Below are 19,499 nucleotides of genomic sequence, written 5' to 3' on the forward strand. Positions count from 1 at the left end.
CGCCTCGATCCCGACCGCAAGCAGTGCACCGGACCGCCGTACCAGCGGCGCAATCGCTGTGCCCACTCAAGGAGACCACCCCATGACACATCCCCCCATCGAATACGGCAGCGTGTGCAGCGGCATCGAGGCGGCAAGCCTCGCATGGCAACCGCTCGGCTGGCACCCCGCCTGGTTCTCGGAGATCGATCCGTTCCCGATGGCCGTTCTGACGCACCGGCACCCTGGCGTTCCCAACCTCGGGGACATGGCGCGGATCGCCGCCCGGGTGGTGGCGGGCACCGTTGCGGCCCCCGACATCCTCGTCGGCGGCACGCCATGCCAGGCATTCAGCATCGCCGGATCACGCCAAGGTCTCGCGGACCCGCGCGGCGCCCTCACCCTCAAATACACGGAGCTCGCCAATGCCATCGACCAAGCCCGCCAGGCGCAACGCCGGCAACCCGCGGTCATCGTCTGGGAAAACGTCCCCGGCGTCCTGTCCGACCGTTCCAATGCCTTCGGATGCCTTCTGGGCGCCTTGGCCGGCGAGAGCTGCCCGCTGCAGCCGGCAGGGGGCCGATGGACGCACGCAGGTTGTGTGTCTGGACCCCGCCGCCGCATCGCGTGGCGGGTGCTCGACGCACAATATTTCGGCGTGGCCCAACGCCGCAAGCGCGTGTTTCTTGTCGCAAGTGGTCGTACCGGGTTCGATCCCGCCGCGGTACTTTTTGAGTCCGGTGGCCTGCCTGGGCATCCTTCGCCGGGCAGACCGGCGCGGCAAGAATCTGCCACCGCTGCTGCAATGGGTGCTGAAGGCGCAGGCCGATTCGACCACGAACTGAACAGCGCCTATGGCAAGGTATCGATGACCGTCTGCTTCGGTGGCGGACATTTGCGGGGCCCGATCGACAAGGCGGCATGCCTGACCGCCCGCGGCCACAAATGCGATTTCGAGGTGGAAACCTTCGCGGCGCAATCCGTGGCCGGCAGCATCAGCCACACGCTCGATACGGCCAACCGGGGCAAGGGCTGTGGCGAAGACGGAACGGGCAAAGGCGTTCCCATCGTGGTCGCCTGTGCGCCGCAAGCCCTGGCGTTTGCGCAAAACAGCCGCAGCGAGGTGCGGCTGGAATCGGGACATGGCCAGATCGCGGGCACGCTCTCGACCGGCGGCGGCGCTCCGGGCCAGGGCCGGCCCGTGATCGCCAGCATCACGATTCCAGCCGGACACACGGCGGGTGCCATCGCCGACTTGGGGAGTGATCTGTTTCCGACCTTGCGCTCCAGCCGCGGTGGAGGCGACCTCGGCCACGTCGTGATGCCGAACATCGAGGCGTATTTCCAGTGCACGCTGGAGCCGCCCGAAGGTGGCTGGCTGGACTGGTCGTCATGGCGCGTGCGCCGCCTCATGCCGATCGAGTGCGAGCGGCTGCAGGGGCTGCCCGACGACTACACGCTGGTGCCGTACCGGGGCAAACCGGCTGCGGATGCACCGCGCTACAAGGCCATCGGGAACTCCATGGCCGTTCCCTGCATGGCGTGGCTGGGCCAGCGACTCCACGAAGCCTTGCCTATCTAACGGGCTGCCCGCTGGCACCGTTTGTCGAATGACGGCAGGGGCGGCGATGGTCAAGGTGCCGGCGCGCGTCGGCTGATGACCTCAGCGACATGCCAGCAGCCCGGGTTCTCAAGGCTGCGACGTGGATTTTCCACGGAACCCATCCAGTCCGCACCGCATCACGACCGCGGACGCACGCCCTTTCGGCGTCGATGCATTTCGTCCTCGCGCAGCGCCTGCTTACCACAGCCATGCCGGGCGCGCGACCTGTTCGGTCACCGCCCCGCGCGCTGCGCAACCCCACCCATCCCTGCGCCGTCGCTGCGCACCCACCATCAGGAGGCCCCATGGGCACCATTCGTCTTCACAACCATCAGGATTTCCTCATCGCGGCCCTGCGCCAGCAACTCCATCAGGCATCGGACCTCGGCGCTTTGCTCCAGACCGCGCGGAGCGCGGGTGCCGGCCTCATCCGCATCGTGGCCGACAACGCCTCGATCACCCTCTGCGACGACGGCAAAAGCATCGAAGACATGCAAGCGCTGCTCGATCTGCCCGATCCCATCGGCGAACGCGAAGTGCGGGAACGCAGCAATGCTCCCCTCACGGGCGTGTGGTCCGCGCTGTATTTCGCCACGCATTTGTCGGTCCATTGCGGCCAGCAAGGGTTCAGCACGCCGACGGACGCCATCATCCGGGGCGAACCGATTGCCGTTCATGCCGCCGCTCCCCGGATCGGCAACGAGTTTCGCCTCGATGGGGTGGAGTCTCCCCGCCCGGACATGGATCTGCCGCAATGGGTGCGGTCTCATCTGAGGCATTTGTGCCAGGCGTTTCCGGTTCGCGTGATCTTCAACGGCGTGGAGATACCACGGCCTCTGGCCCATCCATCGCTGGCCTGGCGTGAAACGCCGATCGGCCGTGTGCTCCTCGATCTGGACGCCCCGCCGCACGAATGGCAGTGCTTTCGCAACGGCTTGCCCATCGGCCCTGCGCCGTCCACCCCTCGCTACCAGGCCGTGCTTTTGCACGATGGATCGACCATCCGTCCTCCCGATCCGTGGCACCCTTGCGGTGAAGGAAACGACCATGGGTGCATCCAGGCAACGATCGACCCGGCCTATCGGGCGGCGCTGATCGAAGCCAAGAAGCGGCTTTCCGAAAGCGAGTTCGCCGTCCTGTATTGGGAGGCGTGTCTGGCCTCGTCCCATGCCGATCTTCTCAATGACGTTCCCTTTGCCCCTCGGGCATGGTTTCGTGACTGGGACGCCCATCCGCCGGGCTACCAACGCTTCGGGCAGAGCAAGCACCTCAGCGGTCTTGCGCACCTGGACAGTCTGGACACGGAAGGCGTCTGGCGCATTCATCCCGAGGGCGACGAGGAACACGCCGCAGAAGTCTATGTCTGCGCCCGTGGAGGTCTTTTGCTGGAAGAACGCCGCCTCGATGCGGGGCACTGGTTGTTCCAGCGGATCAGGTCGATCTCCTCCGAGCAGGTTCGGGTCTATCAGGACGCGGTCCTGCACGAAGACATCCAGGCCACGCTCTACGAGGACGAGATCGAGCTGGTGCTGGTCCGTGCGCTGAATGTCCGCCTCAACGGCGAGCCCGAGCCGTATGCGGTCAACGCCGTGCGCAAGGACGGCAAGCTGGTCCTGACGGAACAGGCCGGCCCGGTCACCCGACTGGTGTCCGACTATGTTTTCGATGGGCACCACGACGAAGCGGCCGAAGCAACCGACGCGCAGACCATTCTCGCGTTCATCACGGCAGGCAGCACACAAGGCCCCGCCCGGATCGTCAACGCCGTACTACCGCCATCGCTGCGATACCAACCCAATCCTGGCTTGGCCGGAGCAACGGTGCATCTGCGGTTCGGTCCCGATGGACGGCTGCAGGCGATCGACGCCTGATCCGGCCTTTTTTCACAACGCCCCTTCGGGGGCGTTCTTCTTGCCTGAAACGGGTACGGACCCTGTTCGCATTCCAGTGGGACGGGGACGCGCCGCATGCCCATGCTGCACCCATTTGTCGCTGATGCTTTCAGCCCATGCCAGCAGTTCCGGTCTCCCAGACTGCGCCGCGGTTTCCACGCGCCGACCGAACCTGTCCGCTCTCGCATCGCCTCCGCGGACGAACACCTCTCAGGTGTCGATGCTTTTCATCTGCCAGGCCCCTTGCGGGCCCGTTTTCATGAACAGGAGATTTCCATGCGTTCGATCTTTTCGCACTTGAAAACCGTAAGGCCAAGCCTTACACTCCGTGCATCATGATCCGGAGTTTCCAGCACAAGGGACTGCGGATCTTGTACCAGCGTGGTGATGCGTCCGGTGTTCGCGCCGATCACGTCCAACGCCTGCAACGCCTGCTCGCCTCCCTGGAAGTCGCTCGCGCTCCCAACGATATGGATCGCCCCGGCAACCGGCTGCATCCCTTGAAAGGGAGGCTCAACGGCTTCTGGGCGGTCAACGTGTCGGGCAACTGGCGCGTCGTTTTCCGTTTCATCGACTCCGATGTGGAGCTCGTCGATTATCTTGATTATCACTAGGAGGCCCTGATGCCCATGCACAACCCTCCCCATCCGGGAGAAGCCCTGCGCGAAGACGTGATGCCGGCCATCAAAATGAGCGTTTCGGCGCTGGCCCGGCACATCGGCTACTCGCGCGGCCAACTGTCCACGGTCCTGAACGGGCACGCGGCGATTTCCGCCGACCTGGCCCACCGCCTCGAACTCGCCGGCCTCGGCAGCGCACGCCAGTATCTGGCCGAACAGGCGGCCTACGATCTTTGGCAAGCGGAACACCGGGAGCACCCTCCCATCCTGCGCCTGCGGTTCGCCTAAGCCCTCGACACACCCAATATCCCTCCCCCCTTAGCCCCGCCATCGCGGGGCTTTTTTTCGACCTGGTTTTTGGCGAACCGGGCAATCGGCCCATGAATCGGGGCACTGAAGGGCTCGCGTGATGCACCCCGGCACCACGCCAGAAAACGGTGTGCCGCCGTTTCCCATTGCCCGTCGCGATTCGATGCGCCCCGCCGCACATTGCCGCATGCGTTGCCGACCGTCGTCGGTGCCATGCCCAGGCAGTTCGGGTCTTCAAGGCTGCTCGGTGGCTCTGCCACCCAGACCCTCCAGTCCGCCCCGCATCGTCCTGCGGACGAGCGCCGTCCCGGCGCAGATGCTTTGTTCCACCCCCCGCGGAAGTTTCACGCCCGCAGGAACGTGGCGCTTTCCGCTCTTTCAAGGAGAAACCCATGTCCCAAGCATTGCTCGACCAGACCTTGAGCATCGCCCAGGCCAAAGCCCAGTCCATCGGGTATCTGGCTTTGACCTATGTGAACAAGCGCCTCCCACTGGAGGTGCGCCACAGCGCCGCCGGCCACTACATCGGCACGGGCGATGCGGACGGCAACGTGTCCAGAGAGTCGTCCGGGTACTTCCGGTCCTACGACGCGGCCACGACGGCCCTCAAGACGGGCCGTTGGCAACAGCGCACCCATCCATGAACCTTCCCCGACCACAGGAGAATTTCCATGTCCTTGCCACTGGCCCCCGATGCCACAGATTACATCTCACTGGAGGATGCCCACTTCATCCAGGCACCCGAAGCATTTTTTCGGGCCTGGAAGCGTGGCGCACAGATCGCGGGCACCGAATGGTTCGGCGATGGCACCCATGAAGGGTGGTTGCGCGCCCACAGCAAATGGGACTTGAAGCCCCGGTTGTTGGTGGTCAACGACGCCCTTGGCGTTCTCAGCGGCGGCGAGAAGATTTTCCTCTCGGCGATGGTGAGCTTCTACAACGCCCGTGAGGGCGGTGCGATGCTCAAGCGCTCCGGCTTTCTGGGCTTTGCCGACCTGGGCGGCCTCGATCTGGAGCGGCGCAAGGTCATCACCGATCTGGCGCTGAACTACTCCGGCTGGTGAGCCCCCGCGCCGCCATCCTTCCTTTCATCTTCATCCCTTCGGGACACGCGTCCCGGATGGGGCCGTGTCCTCGTCTTTTTTCTTCACAAGGAGCAACCATGGCCCCCCAAGACAATCCCTTCCTGCGCGGTTACCAGAACCTGCGCGTCAGCCGCATCCTGTGCATTACTTGCAGCGATGACCATCCTCCCATTTGGAGACCCCTTCATCCCAGCCAGGTGCATCTGACCGATGAGCAGGTCATTCAATCCCGCTGTCGTGTGGGCCGCGATTTCGCCATCGTCTTGCAAGGCAACACGACCGACGTGGAGCGGGCATGGCCCGCACTGGAAGGCATCGTGCGTTTCGTGACCTATTCGGTCGTCGGCGACGACTTCGGCCAACCCGTTCACGTGGGCGATGCCTACTCTTTGGAAGCGGCGCGCGAGGTGATGCGTCGCCTGACGTTCGAGACCGGCTTGTACAGCCGGTGCTGGGAAATCAGCTGCGCGCACCTCAGCGAGGCGGCCTACCGGCATCTCGAAGCGCTCGCGGACTCCCGCGAGTCCCGCGATTCGATCATCGCAGCATTTCGCATTCCCGGCAGCCCGGCGATCGGGATCAAACTGATCGCCACCCCATGGACCGATGCCAACCTGCATTCCATTTTCGGCCTGAGCGCGCACCAACTGCGGCAGGAACACATCGCACAAGGCATGCCCCCCTCGCTGGCGGACGTACTCCACCTTGCCGGTCAGGCCGATGTGCGCATGCTGGTCTTCGACGCCGATGCGCGCCGCCTCGATGGCCTCGCCGTCCACGACACCTGACACCTTCCCAAGCCCCTCACGGGGCTCTTTTTTTTGGCGGAGCGTTGCGATTGCCATCGGGATCGCCATACTGCCGGCTCTCCGCCTTGATGCATCCCGTCCCTTCAAGAAAACAGCCCGATCCCGCCCCATGTCCCAGCCCTACCCACCGGCACAACGCTTGCAGCGTGACGACACCCCACTGCACCGGGCGGTTCGCTCGCTGGTCTCGGCCAAGGACGATCTGGATGCCGCCCTCCGCTCGCCGGTCCTGTCGCCCTTGCTTCCCGCGCAACTGGCCAACGCGGCGGCGTCGGCCATCAGCGTATCGGGGTTCGTCCACGCGGTCGTGCCGTTCCTGGACCACACAAAAGCTGAGGACCGCGAACGCGCACGGGTTCCGATCGACCGGCTGCTGGGGGAATCCTGGCGCTGGCGCGAACCCTATAAAGCCAATCCATCGGCTGAAGAGCTGACACGCCATCTGCTGGACGATGCACGCTCCCACGATGGCGACCCCGACCTCGCCATCGTCTTCGCGGTGGTGCCGCTGGGATTGTTCTTTGCCCATGAAGGCAAGAACCGGGTCCAATTCCTGCGCTCGCGCGGTGCCACCGACATGCCCGCCAGAATCACCCCGCTGGACTACCCCGATGCCCACAGGCTGGCGCTCTACCGCTTGCGGGTCGTTGATCGGATCGAACATTGGTGCGTACTGGACCGGCGGTGGGCACAGGCCCTGCCGCTGGCCCACCTCACCGAGCGCCTGCTGGTCGCCTACGGGGTCGCGCACCCAGCGGCATGGCCTGCCGATCTGCCCGCACCGGACGCCGCCGCACGGGCGATGCTTCGGCTTCGACCTGATAACAACCATCAACCGATTGACCTGGACCTGCTGCGCCAGCGGCTCCATGCGCAGGCTACGCGGGAAGACTTCACGAACGCCAGCCTCGGCGAACTCGCGATCGCCGGCATGATCCGGCCCCGCTGGCGTTGGATCGGGGCCGCAGGCGCCCTGCTGCTGGCCGCTTACCTGCTGAGCCTGGCGGTGCCCTCGCCATGGGACCAATGGCTGTGCATCGGGGCCACCGCAACGCTGTACGGGGCCTGGGCGACGCTGGCCCTTCCATGGGTGCGAACGCGACGCCGGCATCTGGACCGCCAATGATGTGACCGGGACCACCGCGCTGGTGTGCCAGGCGTGGTGTTTGGGGACAGAACTCCGATCGCATTGAGGCGGGCCAAAGCGCGTGGCCTCGGCCAAGCTGCCACCGTGTTCGCTGGCGTTGCCGGCAAGCATCCCAGGCAGCCAAGACCCTGAAGGCTGCGGTGCGGTTTCCGCACAGGTTGTCACCGTCCCCAGGCGCTCCGCGCCATTTCACTCAACCCACAAGGGATCACCTCCCTTGCGGGAAGGGCGACCCTTGGTTTTCCTCAAGGAGTTCCCCAATGGATCATCAAGCCATCCGTGCGCAACTGCCCTCCCTGGTCGCAGGCCATGTTCCGCGCAACATCCGGTCTTTCAAATTCCGCATCCATGACGACCAGCCACAGACGTCCGGACTGGGCTTTTCCATCGATCCCAAGCCCTTCGAAGGCACGGTGATCGCCACGACCGCCGAGGCCATCGTCGTCAAGACAGGACGAGCGGAGTTCGCGGTACTGGATCGCCACCTTGTGACACAGGTGCCGGATGAAGGCATCAAGGTGCATGTGCGGCCCTATGCACGCCATCGGTTCGACGGTCTGCGCGCGGACACCCCCGAGGAGCGAACCGAGTTCACGTCCGACGGCATGCCCTACACCGTGCAAACCCACGTCCTCGGATCGGCACCCGCCAAGTTGCCGATCCCGCAACCCCGTTGCCCCCAACTGCAGGAACTGGTGCATCAAATGGAAGCGCTGCCCGCGCCCGATGGCTTTCGACGCATCACGCATTTGCTGGTGGACGCCGGAGCCCGGGATTTCCGCTGGGTCGATCCGCTGGACGCCGACATCATCCGAACGCCGCCTGCGATCAGTTTCAGCGTGGACAACGCCAAGTTCCAAGGCCGGGTCACGGTGCTCTATGAGCGGGCCGATGACCTCTATGCCGTGGATCTGCACCGCGATGAAGAAATCGTTCAGCGGGTGGACTCGGTGTTCTTCGACACGCTCGGAGAAACGCTGGAGCGACTGATCGACGACGGTGCCTGGCGCCGCATCCAGGTGGACATCCTGCCCGGTGCGCGCAAGCGGGCCCGGCATTGATCCACCGGACGGTATTCCCGCCTCCCCAACGACTTCCCGCCCTCGCGGCGGGAGGTTTCTTTTCACCCCCTGGAGACAACCCCCATGCTGCGATTCAAAGGTGAAGACCTGCGACCCATCCTGGCCGAGGCCGCAACCCATCGATGCCGTATCGTCCTTGTCAAGGACCACGGTGTGTACTTCCTGGCGGAGAACGGCGAGCAAACGCCGCAGGGCCACCGAAAGCTGCTGGCTTTCGCGGTCGGCTGCAACCCCGACCTCGACCCGTTCGATGCGTGGTGGGAGCGGGCCCGCACCGAACTCGGCGGCGACGACTTCGCCGAATATTTCGACAGGGACAGCACGGTGTTCGCGCGCATCGCCAACAGCCAGGACGACCTGGCCTTGTCGGCCACAGCCACGCACATCACGCTGCAGCCCATCACGGCCGACGCCGACGAGCGCCCCTCCACCCCATGATCCCCAAGCCCTCACCCGAGGGCTTTTTCTTGCGCTGCGAACCCGATGCAGCGTTGCCCGCACATCGCTTGGAGTTGCCCCACCCCATCGCCGCCAAAACGCGCCCAAGAAACGGGAGCCGTGCCAGTGCCGCTTTCCAGTGGCAGAGCGCACCGGCCAACGCCACGATCGCCCCATGTCCCGCTGACCCCGGTCAGCGACATGCCCAGGTAGCCATGGTCTTTGAGGCTACGACACGGCTTCGACCGTGTGATCGCACCAGTTCGCACCGGCATCCCAGCGCGAACGTCCGCCGAAGGTTTCGGCGGTGATGCCACCCACCACCCACACGGGGATCACACCTCCCCTTGGGGCAGGCGTGTCTCTGCCATCCTGTCCTCAAGTCTGGAGATTCACCATGACCGATTCCAATTCAAAGTCGTACTTCGACCTGCACATCACGGGCCTGGGCTACCTCAATCGCATCCGCGACGTCAAACCCAAGCATGCCGAGGCGTTCCTCGCTTGCGACATCGCGGCGCTCAGCGGCCCCGGCGATGACATTTCCTACGTGCGTTTCGACACCAAGGTGGTCGGATCGGACGCCCAGCATCTGGTTCGCCGTTGTGATGACGCCGTCAAGGCGAAACGCAAAGTGCTCGTCGGATTCCGCTTGGGCGACCTGTGGAGCGACATCTTCCACATCAAGAGTGGCGAGAACGCAGGAAAGCCCTGCGTCAGCCTCAAGGCCCGTCTGCTGTTCATCAGCTGGATCAAGATCGACGGGGTCCTCAAGTACAAGGCCGAGACCGAAGATTCCCGACGGGACACCGCGCAACCGCCCTCGGAGCCGGCTCGGGAAGAAGCGCCCCCTCAAACGACGGAAGCCGAAACGCCTGCGACAACCTCCACTTCGGTGGATCAGGCCGAAGGAACTCAGGCCCCCGCCATGGAGGAGGACCGCCCCTTCTGAACGGCCAGACCCCTCGCACCGGGGCCTTGCCTGGATTCCATCCGCCCCCCTGGCACCGCAGTTCCCCTGCGGGGCCGTGGTGCCGGGTGACCCATTCATCAGGAGCCTTCCATGATCATTCTTGCCGGTCAGCTGGCCATCAAGACCATCCACGGGCGCAACGGCGATTTCAACGTCGGGCGCCTTACCACTTCCATCGGGGAGTTCGTCGTGAAGAACGCCGAACTCGATCAATACGACGAAGGCAAGTACGAGGGCGAATTCACGCTCGTGGAGATCCGCCCCGCCACGTACTACGCCAACGGTCGCCTGGTCGTCGAGATCCGCGCCTATCTGGGCGGGATGACCGTCTCCAACATCGATCGGCTGAGCCGGGACGAAGCCCAGCAACTGGGTCCCCAGGAGGTCGATCCCATTGACGAGGAGCCGCAGGCCCCGAAGTCCGATCCGAAGGCGACAGCCACGCCGAAGGCGCGCAAGCGTCCGGACCCGCTGATCGACACCACGCCGTTCGGCAGCGAGCCGGCGGATGCACCGTCCTCGGGCGCAAACGCGGAGGAAGACGATGCGGCACTGTTCGGAACGCTCTGGCCTCTGGGCCCGATCGTCAAGCTCGATGCGACCGTCGATCGCCGTGTCATGCGGCAGCAACGCGACCGCCTCGATGCCTTGGGCTACCAGTTCCAGCCGATGTCGCAGGACTGGCATCTCAAGACCTGATCGCACACCCGGCCATCCGCTTCGGATCGCCGCATTCTTCCACCCCCTGGGACAGCACCTGCCCCACGGGTTCGGTGGCTGTCCCGCTTTTCCAAAAGGACGCCACCCATGCCCGAACGCCCCTCTTCGTCACCGCTTCTGCGCATCGACGAATGCCCCGACCTCATGGTCGATGGCTATGTCGGGGACGAAAGCGGCCACCTCGTCTTCCTGTCCGTGTGGGCCCGCGATACCGCGATCCAGCAGTTCATCGCCCGGCTCACACTGGGACGCGATGAAGACGGATTGGATCAATTCCACATCCTGACCGATCAAAACGGGTCCGTTCCCGTGTTCGTCGGCAACGTCGATCGCCTGGACAAGCGCTCCACGCGCGTGTTCCGGCGGACGCTGTTCGGCTCGATGGTCAATCTGTGGCTGTTCGATCAGCGCTGCGTGAAGCCCGACAAGGCCAACGCCAGCGCCCTGGCGCTCCTGCGCCGGGATGCGGATCAGCCATTCCAACGGCTGTGGACCCTGGTGCAGGACACCTGCCCCTTGCCGCTGCTCGACCACTGGCGCGACACCGTGCTGGACATGCTGCTCGCGCAATCCATGCTCTCACGCCTTCCCATGGCCCTCGGACCGCTGGAGGGCTACCGGCTCTCGATCGATGTTCCGGCACTCACCAAGGGACTGGGCGATCTGATCCGCAACGGCACCCTCGGTGCCACCCGCCACGAACTGGCCAGCGGCGAAGCGCTTCGGCGTGTCGCCTGAATCGCCCATCCTCCCCGGCCCGCGCACCGCGCCCGCCCTCTGCCTGTTCCCCATCTGCCAAAGGAGGTTTCCATGGCGCTCATGTTCCCCCGGCTCGCCCGGAATTTTGCCAAGAACGGGTATTTCCCGACGGATGAACCCACGCTGGAGCGAGCGCTGAAGGCGCTGGCACCGGCCGCCGCTCGAATGAGCATCATCGATCCCTGTGCGGGCGAAGGCGTCGCCATCGCCGAAGCCGCACATGCCCTGGGCCGGAGCCAGGTGTCCGCCTATGCCGTCGAGTTCGATGGCGAGCGCGCCAGCCATGCCAGGGGTCTCGTCGATCACTGCCTGCACAGCGATCTCATGGATACGCTGGTGAGCCGGCAGAGCTTCGGGCTGTTGTGGCTCAATCCGCCCTACGGGGATCTGTCCAGGAGCGCCGATGGCGACATCGGCTATCAGGGACAGGGCCGCGCCCGGCTGGAAAAGCTGTTCTATCAACGGTCCCTGCCGCTGCTCCAATACGGCGGCGTGCTGGTGTTCATCATTCCGAGCCATGTGCTCGATGCCGAACTGGTGGGCTGGCTCACACGCCATTTCACCGGGCTGTGCATCTACCGTGCGGTGGAGACGCAGTACAAGCAAGTGGTGATCTTCGGCACCCGCGTGCGCCAACGCGATCTGTTGGCCGATGCGGCCCGGCCCGCACGCCAACGGCTTCTGCAGATCGGCGCGGGCGATGTCTCAGCGGAGGAACTGCCCCTCGAATGGCCGTTCCTGCCATACACCGTTCCATCGGCGACAGCCGAGCCGGAACATTTCTGCAGGGTGTCCATGGAGCCCGAGCAATTCGCGCGGGAGGTCCATCGCCTGCAAGGGCTGTGGCCGTCTCTGGATACGCACCTGGGCGCATCGCAGCAATCGCTTCGGCCTCCAGCACGCGCCTTGTCCCAATGGCATCTGGCCCTGGCCCTGGCCGCAGGTGCCATCTCCGGCGTCGTGCGCTCACCCAGCGGCAAGGTCATGGTGGTCAAGGGCGATACCCACAAGGAGAAAACCTCCGCCGTGGAATACACCGAACGTGACGACGGCTCCATCGCCGAGACACGCATCCTCACCGACAAGTTCGTCCCCGTCATCCGCGCATGGGACATGACACCTGGCTCTCCGACACGGGGCGAGGTGCTCACCATCTGCTGACGTTCTCCCCTGTTCCCCAAAGCGGCTCATCGCCGCCTTCGTTCACCGGAACGATCCGCCCGCTAAAGGGCGCTCGTCCGGCCTTCATCCCTGCCCACCGAAAGGAGTTCACCATGCCACTGCGGCTTTTCACCGGCATGCGCGCAGCGCAGCCTTCCCACCCTCTGTTTTCCACCGGCACCCTGAAACTCAGCGACAAGGTGCAGTGGCTCGACAGCAAGGGACTTGTCGATCCGCATCGCTACCTGCACCGCCATCTGCGCGGCGACTGGGGCGAAATGGACGATGAAGGGCGCCGTGCCAACGACGCCGCATTCCAGTCCGGCGGCCTTCTGACTTCGCGCTATGCGGTGACACGCCGACTGTCGTTGGTGGTGGTCACCAACGGCGATCGCAGCCTCACCGTCATCCAGCTTCCCGAAGAGAACCCGCTTCTCTGACGGCTTTTCCGTCTTCCCCAACCACCCGAAGGGGTCACGCACCCCTTCGGGGATGCCGTGGCCCCGCCCTCTCGAAAGGAGCCACCATGGCACTCGCACTCTTGTCTTCAACGCAGTTTCAGGCCGGGCAACTGATCATGACCCAAGGCGTGAACGATCTGGTCCAGCAGGGCCGGATCGATCCCCTGGTTTGCCTTCGCCGGCATCTCAATACCGACTGGGGCGATCTCAGCGACAGCGACTGGCAATCCAACGACACCGCGCTGCGCACGGGCCAGGACCGCCTGTTTTCATCCTATGAGCTGTCACCGATCCTGACGCTCTGGATCATCACCGAATGGGATCGCAGCGTCACCACGCTGCTGCTGCCCAGCGAATACTGATCCTTTCGGCGGCTGACAAGCCGCCGGATTTCCTTCTCACCCAACGGGCATGTCCATCGCCCTGCGGGCCGGTGCATGCCCTTTTTCTTTTGGAGCATCACCATGTCCCTCGATCTCGACACCGATACCCTCACCGATGGCACCGCGCAGGACGACCTGTTCGCAACGCCATCGACTCCTCTGACCATCAGCCTCACCGACTTTGTTGGCGAATTCGGCGACGAGCTGCTGGACTCCCTCAATCGCGCGAATCCGCCGGTCTATGCGGGGCAACCCCGTCCCGCCCGGCAGATGGCGCTGTCGCGCCTCAAACGCGCTCCGTTTCCCGCACAGGCCGAGGTCGTCCACGCGGTGACCGAGCTGCTGCTGGACCGTGGCGAGCGTGCCGCGATCATCAATGCGGAGATGGGCACCGGCAAGACGCTCATGGCCATCGCCACCGCGGCGGTCATGAACGCCGAAGGCTACCGCCGCACCCTGGTCCTGTCGCCGCCCCACCTGGTCTATAAGTGGCGCCGCGAAATCCTCGAAACCGTTCCCGGTGCCAGGGTGTGGGTGCTCAACGGGCCCGATACCCTGGTCAAGCTGCTCAAATTGCGCGAGCAGCTCGGCGTGCCGGCGCAGGCTCAGGAGTTCTTCGTCCTCGGGCGCGTGCGGATGCGGATGGGCTTTCACTGGAGGCCCTCCTTCGTCCAACGCCGCACGCTCAATGGGCCGGTGGGGGCCTGCCCCCATTGCGGGACGGCCATCACCGACCTCGATGGCGAACCCATCTCGACGGCCGAACTGCAGGCCGAGGAATCGCGCCGCAAGTGCGGCCATTGCGCATCCGCGCTGTGGACGCTGATGCGACCGCGATCGCTGTCCGCCACCGACCAGTCGTCGGCCGTCATCAAGGCCCTCAAGCGGATACCGACCATCGGGCAAGCCACGGCGCAGCGTCTGATGAAGACGTTCGGCGAGGCGTTCCTGGTCTCGCTGCTGGGTGACAACCTGTTCGAGTTCATCAACCTGATGGACGAGAAAGGCCAGTTGGTGTTTTCCGACCGGCAGGCCCATCGCATGGAACGCGCGATGGCCTCGATGGAGTTCGGTTTCGGCGAAGGCGGATACCAGCCTTCGGAATTCATCAAGCGCTATCTTCCCCAAGGGTTCTTCGACCTTCTGGTGGTGGACGAAGGCCATGAGTACAAGTCGCCCGGCTCTGCCCAGGGTCAGGCCATGGGCGTGCTCGCCTCCAAGGCGCGCAAGGCCCTGCTTCTCACCGGGACGCTGATGGGCGGCTACGCGGACGACCTGTTCGCGCTGCTGTTCCGGACGTTGCCCGCACGCATGATCGAAGACGGCTACCGGCCCTCCAAGACCGGCAGCATGGCATCTGCGGCCCTCGCCTTCATGCGGGACCATGGCGTGCTCAAGGACATCTATTCCGAGAGCACGGGCACGTCCCACAAGACGGCGCGCGGCAGCAAGGTGTCGGTGCGCACGGTCAAGGCCCCGGGGTTCGGACCCAAGGGCATCCTGCGATGCGTCCTGCCGTTCACGGTGTTCCTCAAGTTGCGCGACATCGGCGGCAACGTCCTGCCGCCCTACGAGGAGGAGTTCCGCGAGGTCGCCATGCAGACCGACCAGGCAAGCGCTTACCGCGAACTCGCGGGCCGCTTGACGGCCGAACTGAAGGCGGCGCTGAGAAAACGCGACACGACGCTGCTGGGGGTGGTCCTCAACGTGCTGCTGGCCTGGCCGGACACATGCTTTCGTTCCGAGGTCGTGACGCACCCACGCACGCGGGAAACCCTCGCGTGCACGCCATCGCAGTTCAGCGACCGACAGGTCATGCCGAAAGAGCGCGAACTGATCGACATCTGCAAGGCAGAGAAAGCCGCCCATCGCAAGGTGCTGGCCTATACCGTCTATACCGGCACGCGGGATACCACGTCCCGGCTCAAGTCGCTGCTGGAGCAGGAAGGTCTGAAAGTCGCGGTGCTGCGCGCGAGCGTGGACACCTCCCGGCGCGAGGACTGGATCGCCGAGCAGTTGGACCGGGGCATCGACGTGCTTCTCACCAACGCCGAGCTGGTCAAGACGGGCCTTGATCTGCTGGAGTTCCCCACGATCGTGTTCATGCAGTCGGGGTGGAACGTGTACACCCTGCAGCAGGCTGCGCGGCGCTCCTGGCGCATCGGCCAGGACCTGCCGGTGAAAGTGATTTACCTGGGCTATGCGGCCACGTCGCAAATGACTTGCCTGGCATTGATGGCGAGGAAGATCCTGGTTTCGCAAAGCACGTCAGGCGACGTGCCGGAATCCGGGTTGGATGCGCTGAACCAGGACGGCGACTCGATCGAGGTCGCGCTGGCAAGGCAACTCGTTGCCGCTTGATCCGCTCCTAAGCCGGCAGCCCTTCCCGGGGCTGCCGGCTTCTTTTTTGGGCACCGCGCCCTCGCCCTGCCAAACCGGGTGCTGGCCGGTGCCTTTTGTTTGCTGATCCACCCGGCCCGTTGGGCAATCGTGCGGGTTCGATGTTCCAGAGAACCGCCACCATGCGATCCATTCATCCCTCCCCACGTTTCTTCGCAGGCTGCGGCCTGTGGCTCGCCGCGGCCCTGATCGGCGGCTGTGCCAAGGCACCACCACCCACCACGTCCGCTGCATCTGCCACGCCGCTGAACACCCGGTCCCCATCGCACGCTGCAACGCCAGCACCCAAGCCACCGCCCGGCTTCGTGCCAGTGGTGCGCCAGGGGCGCTATACGCTGGTCGAGCTTGCCCCGGAATCCGCGCAGAAGGACTTGCTGCAACAGGTGATCGAGGTGTCGGTGCCCGATGCGCGCCAGGCCACGGTCGGGGATGGCCTGCGCCATGTGCTGCTGCACTCGGGCTATCGACTGTGCCAGGCGGGAGAGGTCACGGCTTTCGACACGCTGCCATTGCCGGCCGCGCACTACCGGCTGGGACCTGTGCTGCTGCGCGACGCCCTGCTGACACTCGCGGGTCCCACCTGGGAACTTCGGGTGGACGATGCTGCCCGCAGCGTGTGCTTTTCCCGTGCCGGGTCCCCGCCCGCGCCTGCTGGCGAGAAGGCATCGAAAACACCCGACCGCACGGGCATGTCGGCCAAGGCCCCCACGGCCCGCCAGGGGGCTCGGTCATGAAACTCCCCACACTGCGCCCGCCCAGCCGCTCGATGCTCCTGCGCGCCGCCGCCATCACGGCGCTCGTCCTCACCAGCGTGATCGCCGTGATCGATCACGTTGCCTTGTCCCGTCTTTCCGAGCGGACCAGCGCAGGCCCACGGGCCTCTCAGATCGCCTCCCTGGAAAACCGTCTGGCGGAACTGGCGCAGCAGATCGAGAGCGTCCAACAGCAGCCACCCGCAATGACGCAGGCCGATTTCGAGGAGGCGCGCAGCGCCATCGCACAGCGGCTGGCAGAGGTCGATCAGGCCATCGCAGAGCGTCCGCCGGCACCCGACCTGTCACCGCTGCAAAGCCGCATCGAACAATTGGAAGAGCGCCTGAACACCAGCGCGCGTGCGGCGATGCAGCCACCCCCGTCGCCTGGCGCACCGCCCCCACCGCCCAAGGCATCCGTGCCACCTTTCCAGGTCATCGGCAGCGAGGTGCGTGGCGGCGAACGCTTCCTGACCATCCTGCCGCAGAACGCCTCCGCGCCGTCGCAGGCCCGTGTGCTGCGGCCTGGTGACGTCGAGTCCGGCTGGCGGCTGGAGGCCATCGAGAACCGCACGGCGGTGTGGGAACACCAGGGCGAAGTCCGTCGCCTGGCCGTGCCATAGGAGGATGCAATGAAACGCTGGACCACCCGCATCGCGTTGGCCATCGGGCTGTCGGCAGGCAGCGTGCTGCCGGTGTTTTCGCAGGATGCCCGCCTGCGGTCCTCTCCCGTGGTGCCCAACCGGGAGCAACCTGCCGCCACCGCGCTCAGCGAGGAGCAGCAGGCCCGCACCTGGGGTCTTGGCGTGGAGGACTGGGCGCGTTTTCGGGAGGTGATGCAAGGCCCGCTGGGCACCTACTCTCCGCACCTGGACCCCCTGTCGGCGCTCGGCATCGAGGCCCGCTCGGAAGAAGAGCGCCGCCGCTATGCCGAGTTGCAGGTCGAGGCGGAAGCGCGCCGCGTGGAGAAGATGCTGGTCTATCAGCGCGCCTACGATGCCGCCTGGCAGCGCCGGCATCCCGGGGCGCAGCGGGTCAGCCTGCCCGGTGCCAACCCCCATCCTGGCACCTCAGGCACTGCGGCCCGCCTGGCGGTTTTCGTCAAGGGCGATTGCGCGCCCTGCTTGCCCCTGGTGCAGCAACTGCAATCGGCCGGGACGCCCTTTGACCTCTACATGGTGGGAAGCCGCGCCGAGGATGGCCGCATCCGCGAATGGGCCCGCCAGGCCCGCATCGATCCGGGCAAGGTCCGCTCCGGCACGATCACCCTCAATCACGATACGGGCCGCTGGCTGTCGCTGGGACTGCCGGGCGATCTGCCCGCCGTCGTGCGACAGGTGGACGGCCAATGGCAGCGCCAATGAACCGGCTCGCTGCCATGGTGATCCTGCTCGCCAGTTGGGGGGCTGCCAGCGCTGCGGCGCAGGCGCAGGAGATGCCGCCTCCCGCCTACCAGATCGCCGCCCGGCGCGCCGACATTCCCTCTGCGGTCCTGTACGCGGTCGCGTTGCAGGAAAGCGGGTGGCAACGCGGCGGACGGGTGGTGCCCTGGCCCTGGACCCTGAACGTGGCGGGCGACGCCCGGCGGTTCCACAATCGCGGCGACGCCTGCGCCGGTCTTCAAAGGGCGCTGCGGGAGGTGCCGTCCACGCGCGTGGACGCGGGCCTGGGGCAGATCAACCTCGGCTACCAGAAGCACCGCTACGACCGGCCCTGCGATCTGCTCGACCCCTACCGCAATCTGGCGATCGCTGCCGAGATCCTGCGCGAGCAATACGACCCCGGCGAGGACTGGCTGATGGCGATGGGCCGCTATCACCGCCCGGCCGGTGGTGCGCCTGCCGCCCGCTACCGCCGAAGCGTTGGCAAGCACCTGGCGCGCGTCCTGGGTCCCTCCCAAGCCCAGGCGGCCCTGGCGGGCTGGCACCACGGCGCGCGATGGCAGGAAAGGACGCCCCGATGATCCGCCGCCACGGCTCCCGCATCCAGCATCTGGTCAACGTTTCGGGTGGCAAGGACAGCACTGCCACCTACCTGCTGGCGCTCGAATCGGGCCGCGCGTTTCGCGCCGTGTTCGCCGACACGGGCAACGAGCATGAGTGGACCTACACATTCATCCAGCAACTCGCCGCGCGCACGGGTGGCCCGGAAATCGAGATCGTGCGCGCCGACTTCACGGCGCAACTGGCACGGCACCGCGCGTTCGTGCTGCGGGAATGGCCCCGCATGGGCGTGGCCGATCACATCGTCCGGGAAGCCGCGGCATTGCATGAGCCCACCGGCATCCCGTTTCTCGACCTTTGCATCTCCAAAGGACGGTTTCCGAGCCGGATGGCGCAGTTCTGCACCTTCGAGCTGAAAGCGCAGCCCATCACTCTGCAAGTGGTGTTCCCGATGCTGCGCAACGGCCCGGTCCTGCAGTGGCTGGGCATCCGCGCACAGGAGAGCGCCCACCGGGCCCAGCAACCGCGCTGGAACCGCCATGAGACCGGATGCATGGTGTGGCGCCCGATTTTCCGTTGGTCGGTCGATGACGTGTGGGCGCTGCACCGCCGCCACGGGCTGGAGCCCAACCCGCTCTACGCCCACGGCATGGGTCGTGTGGGCTGCATGCCCTGCGTCAACTGCCGCAAGGGCGAGCTTCGATCCATTGCCGAGCGGTTTCCAACACACATCGACCGCATCGAGCGATGGGAGGCCATCGTGGCCGCAGCGAACAAGCGCCGGGCCGCGACGTTTTTTCCCGCCGTGAAAGACCCCATGGACGTGGAGCGGCCCGGCACCTACGCCGGCATCCGCACCGTGGTGCAGTGGAGCCGCACCAGCCGTGGCGGTCGGCAGTACGACATGTTCTTCGATGACCAGGGCGGGGGCGGCTGCCAATCCGATCTGGCGCTTTGCGAGCGCAGCGACCCATAAACGCGAC

Annotated in this window: 22 protein-coding genes; all 22 read left to right on the forward strand. The window is 65.6% G+C overall.

The window, feature by feature from the left end; all coding sequences use genetic code 11:
* The first annotated feature begins 82 nt into the window (after window positions 1-82).
* The gene (locus AVMA1855_RS05905) at window positions 83-1,561 is read left to right on the forward strand and encodes a DNA cytosine methyltransferase (protein WP_284424980.1); all 1,479 of its coding nucleotides are present in this window, start codon (window positions 83-85) and stop codon (window positions 1,559-1,561) included.
* Between the two features lie 326 nt (window positions 1,562-1,887).
* Entirely contained in the window at window positions 1,888-3,453 is a 1,566-nt protein-coding gene (locus AVMA1855_RS05910; protein ID WP_284424981.1) for an ATP-binding protein, read from the forward strand.
* 356 nt (window positions 3,454-3,809) lie between these two features.
* Window positions 3,810-4,088 carry a type II toxin-antitoxin system RelE/ParE family toxin gene (locus AVMA1855_RS05915; RefSeq protein ID WP_272548378.1) on the forward strand — a complete coding sequence of 93 codons (279 nt, stop codon included), beginning with the start codon at window positions 3,810-3,812 and terminating at the stop codon, window positions 4,086-4,088.
* A gap of 9 nt (window positions 4,089-4,097) precedes the next feature.
* The gene (locus AVMA1855_RS05920) at window positions 4,098-4,382 is read left to right on the forward strand and encodes a HigA family addiction module antitoxin (RefSeq protein ID WP_272548379.1); all 285 of its coding nucleotides are present in this window, start codon (window positions 4,098-4,100) and stop codon (window positions 4,380-4,382) included.
* A 413-nt stretch (window positions 4,383-4,795) separates the two neighbouring features.
* Complete coding sequence (locus tag AVMA1855_RS05925) at window positions 4,796-5,047, forward strand: hypothetical protein (RefSeq protein WP_272548380.1); 252 nt, start codon at window positions 4,796-4,798, stop codon at window positions 5,045-5,047.
* A 27-nt stretch (window positions 5,048-5,074) separates the two neighbouring features.
* Window positions 5,075-5,467, forward strand: a complete 393-nt coding sequence (locus AVMA1855_RS05930; RefSeq protein ID WP_284424982.1) for a hypothetical protein — start codon at window positions 5,075-5,077, stop codon at window positions 5,465-5,467.
* Between the two features lie 98 nt (window positions 5,468-5,565).
* The gene (locus AVMA1855_RS05935) at window positions 5,566-6,276 is read left to right on the forward strand and encodes a DUF5983 family protein (protein WP_284424983.1); all 711 of its coding nucleotides are present in this window, start codon (window positions 5,566-5,568) and stop codon (window positions 6,274-6,276) included.
* A 130-nt stretch (window positions 6,277-6,406) separates the two neighbouring features.
* Complete coding sequence (locus AVMA1855_RS05940) at window positions 6,407-7,423, forward strand: hypothetical protein (protein WP_284424984.1); 1,017 nt, start codon at window positions 6,407-6,409, stop codon at window positions 7,421-7,423.
* 281 nt (window positions 7,424-7,704) lie between these two features.
* Window positions 7,705-8,505: a GTPase gene (locus tag AVMA1855_RS05945; RefSeq protein ID WP_284424985.1), complete on the forward strand. Its 801-nt coding sequence runs from the start codon at window positions 7,705-7,707 to the stop codon at window positions 8,503-8,505.
* An 84-nt stretch (window positions 8,506-8,589) separates the two neighbouring features.
* Window positions 8,590-8,964, forward strand: coding sequence for a DUF3085 domain-containing protein (locus AVMA1855_RS05950; protein WP_284424986.1), 375 nt, complete (start codon window positions 8,590-8,592; stop codon window positions 8,962-8,964).
* A gap of 397 nt (window positions 8,965-9,361) precedes the next feature.
* Window positions 9,362-9,916, forward strand: a complete 555-nt coding sequence (locus AVMA1855_RS05955; protein ID WP_284424987.1) for an STY4534 family ICE replication protein — start codon at window positions 9,362-9,364, stop codon at window positions 9,914-9,916.
* Between the two features lie 111 nt (window positions 9,917-10,027).
* Window positions 10,028-10,636, forward strand: coding sequence for a DUF3275 family protein (locus AVMA1855_RS05960; protein ID WP_272548387.1), 609 nt, complete (start codon window positions 10,028-10,030; stop codon window positions 10,634-10,636).
* Between the two features lie 108 nt (window positions 10,637-10,744).
* Window positions 10,745-11,395, forward strand: coding sequence for a hypothetical protein (locus tag AVMA1855_RS05965; protein WP_272548388.1), 651 nt, complete (start codon window positions 10,745-10,747; stop codon window positions 11,393-11,395).
* A 54-nt stretch (window positions 11,396-11,449) separates the two neighbouring features.
* Window positions 11,450-12,577 (forward strand): DUF6094 domain-containing protein, encoded by a 1,128-nt coding sequence (locus tag AVMA1855_RS05970; protein ID WP_502870278.1) that lies wholly within the window; start codon window positions 11,450-11,452, stop codon window positions 12,575-12,577.
* Window positions 12,578-12,690: 113 nt separating this feature from the next.
* Window positions 12,691-13,017 (forward strand): methyltransferase, encoded by a 327-nt coding sequence (locus tag AVMA1855_RS05975; protein ID WP_272564251.1) that lies wholly within the window; start codon window positions 12,691-12,693, stop codon window positions 13,015-13,017.
* A gap of 86 nt (window positions 13,018-13,103) precedes the next feature.
* On the forward strand, window positions 13,104-13,400 hold the full coding sequence (locus AVMA1855_RS05980) for a hypothetical protein (protein ID WP_284424989.1): 297 nt from the start codon (window positions 13,104-13,106) through the stop codon (window positions 13,398-13,400).
* A gap of 102 nt (window positions 13,401-13,502) precedes the next feature.
* A complete protein-coding gene (locus tag AVMA1855_RS05985) occupies window positions 13,503-15,782 on the forward strand; it encodes a DEAD/DEAH box helicase family protein (protein WP_284424990.1) in 2,280 nt (759 codons plus the stop codon).
* A gap of 161 nt (window positions 15,783-15,943) precedes the next feature.
* On the forward strand, window positions 15,944-16,555 hold the full coding sequence (pilL2, locus tag AVMA1855_RS05990) for a PFGI-1 class ICE element type IV pilus protein PilL2 (protein WP_284424991.1): 612 nt from the start codon (window positions 15,944-15,946) through the stop codon (window positions 16,553-16,555).
* A complete protein-coding gene (locus AVMA1855_RS05995; RefSeq protein ID WP_284424992.1) occupies window positions 16,552-17,196 on the forward strand; it encodes a hypothetical protein in 645 nt (214 codons plus the stop codon). The genes pilL2 and AVMA1855_RS05995 overlap by 4 nt, the downstream gene beginning before the upstream one ends.
* Before the next feature lie 9 nt (window positions 17,197-17,205).
* Window positions 17,206-17,937, forward strand: a complete 732-nt coding sequence (locus AVMA1855_RS06000; RefSeq protein WP_284424993.1) for a TIGR03759 family integrating conjugative element protein — start codon at window positions 17,206-17,208, stop codon at window positions 17,935-17,937.
* A complete protein-coding gene (locus tag AVMA1855_RS06005) occupies window positions 17,922-18,536 on the forward strand; it encodes a transglycosylase SLT domain-containing protein (protein ID WP_349817090.1) in 615 nt (204 codons plus the stop codon). The genes AVMA1855_RS06000 and AVMA1855_RS06005 overlap by 16 nt, the downstream gene beginning before the upstream one ends.
* Complete coding sequence (locus AVMA1855_RS06010) at window positions 18,533-19,492, forward strand: phosphoadenosine phosphosulfate reductase domain-containing protein (protein ID WP_284424994.1); 960 nt, start codon at window positions 18,533-18,535, stop codon at window positions 19,490-19,492. Before AVMA1855_RS06005 ends, AVMA1855_RS06010 begins: the two co-directional genes overlap by 4 nt.
* Window positions 19,493-19,499: the final 7 nt, after the last annotated feature.

The sequence above is a fragment of the Acidovorax sp. SUPP1855 genome (genome assembly GCF_030158955.1).
Taxonomy (GTDB): domain Bacteria; phylum Pseudomonadota; class Gammaproteobacteria; order Burkholderiales; family Burkholderiaceae_C; genus Paracidovorax.

Coding starts and splice junctions, on each gene's coding strand:
- AVMA1855_RS05905 (WP_284424980.1), top strand. CDS start 83: ATGACACATCCCCCCATCGAATACGGCAGCGTGTGCAGCGGCATCGAG.
- AVMA1855_RS05910 (WP_284424981.1), top strand. CDS start 1,888: ATGGGCACCATTCGTCTTCACAACCATCAGGATTTCCTCATCGCGGCC.
- AVMA1855_RS05915 (WP_272548378.1), top strand. CDS start 3,810: ATGATCCGGAGTTTCCAGCACAAGGGACTGCGGATCTTGTACCAGCGT.
- AVMA1855_RS05920 (WP_272548379.1), top strand. CDS start 4,098: ATGCCCATGCACAACCCTCCCCATCCGGGAGAAGCCCTGCGCGAAGAC.
- AVMA1855_RS05925 (WP_272548380.1), top strand. CDS start 4,796: ATGTCCCAAGCATTGCTCGACCAGACCTTGAGCATCGCCCAGGCCAAA.
- AVMA1855_RS05930 (WP_284424982.1), top strand. CDS start 5,075: ATGTCCTTGCCACTGGCCCCCGATGCCACAGATTACATCTCACTGGAG.
- AVMA1855_RS05935 (WP_284424983.1), top strand. CDS start 5,566: ATGGCCCCCCAAGACAATCCCTTCCTGCGCGGTTACCAGAACCTGCGC.
- AVMA1855_RS05940 (WP_284424984.1), top strand. CDS start 6,407: ATGTCCCAGCCCTACCCACCGGCACAACGCTTGCAGCGTGACGACACC.
- AVMA1855_RS05945 (WP_284424985.1), top strand. CDS start 7,705: ATGGATCATCAAGCCATCCGTGCGCAACTGCCCTCCCTGGTCGCAGGC.
- AVMA1855_RS05950 (WP_284424986.1), top strand. CDS start 8,590: ATGCTGCGATTCAAAGGTGAAGACCTGCGACCCATCCTGGCCGAGGCC.
- AVMA1855_RS05955 (WP_284424987.1), top strand. CDS start 9,362: ATGACCGATTCCAATTCAAAGTCGTACTTCGACCTGCACATCACGGGC.
- AVMA1855_RS05960 (WP_272548387.1), top strand. CDS start 10,028: ATGATCATTCTTGCCGGTCAGCTGGCCATCAAGACCATCCACGGGCGC.
- AVMA1855_RS05965 (WP_272548388.1), top strand. CDS start 10,745: ATGCCCGAACGCCCCTCTTCGTCACCGCTTCTGCGCATCGACGAATGC.
- AVMA1855_RS05975 (WP_272564251.1), top strand. CDS start 12,691: ATGCCACTGCGGCTTTTCACCGGCATGCGCGCAGCGCAGCCTTCCCAC.
- AVMA1855_RS05980 (WP_284424989.1), top strand. CDS start 13,104: ATGGCACTCGCACTCTTGTCTTCAACGCAGTTTCAGGCCGGGCAACTG.
- AVMA1855_RS05985 (WP_284424990.1), top strand. CDS start 13,503: ATGTCCCTCGATCTCGACACCGATACCCTCACCGATGGCACCGCGCAG.
- pilL2 (WP_284424991.1), top strand. CDS start 15,944: ATGCGATCCATTCATCCCTCCCCACGTTTCTTCGCAGGCTGCGGCCTG.
- AVMA1855_RS05995 (WP_284424992.1), top strand. CDS start 16,552: ATGAAACTCCCCACACTGCGCCCGCCCAGCCGCTCGATGCTCCTGCGC.
- AVMA1855_RS06000 (WP_284424993.1), top strand. CDS start 17,206: ATGAAACGCTGGACCACCCGCATCGCGTTGGCCATCGGGCTGTCGGCA.
- AVMA1855_RS06005 (WP_349817090.1), top strand. CDS start 17,922: ATGGCAGCGCCAATGAACCGGCTCGCTGCCATGGTGATCCTGCTCGCC.
- AVMA1855_RS06010 (WP_284424994.1), top strand. CDS start 18,533: ATGATCCGCCGCCACGGCTCCCGCATCCAGCATCTGGTCAACGTTTCG.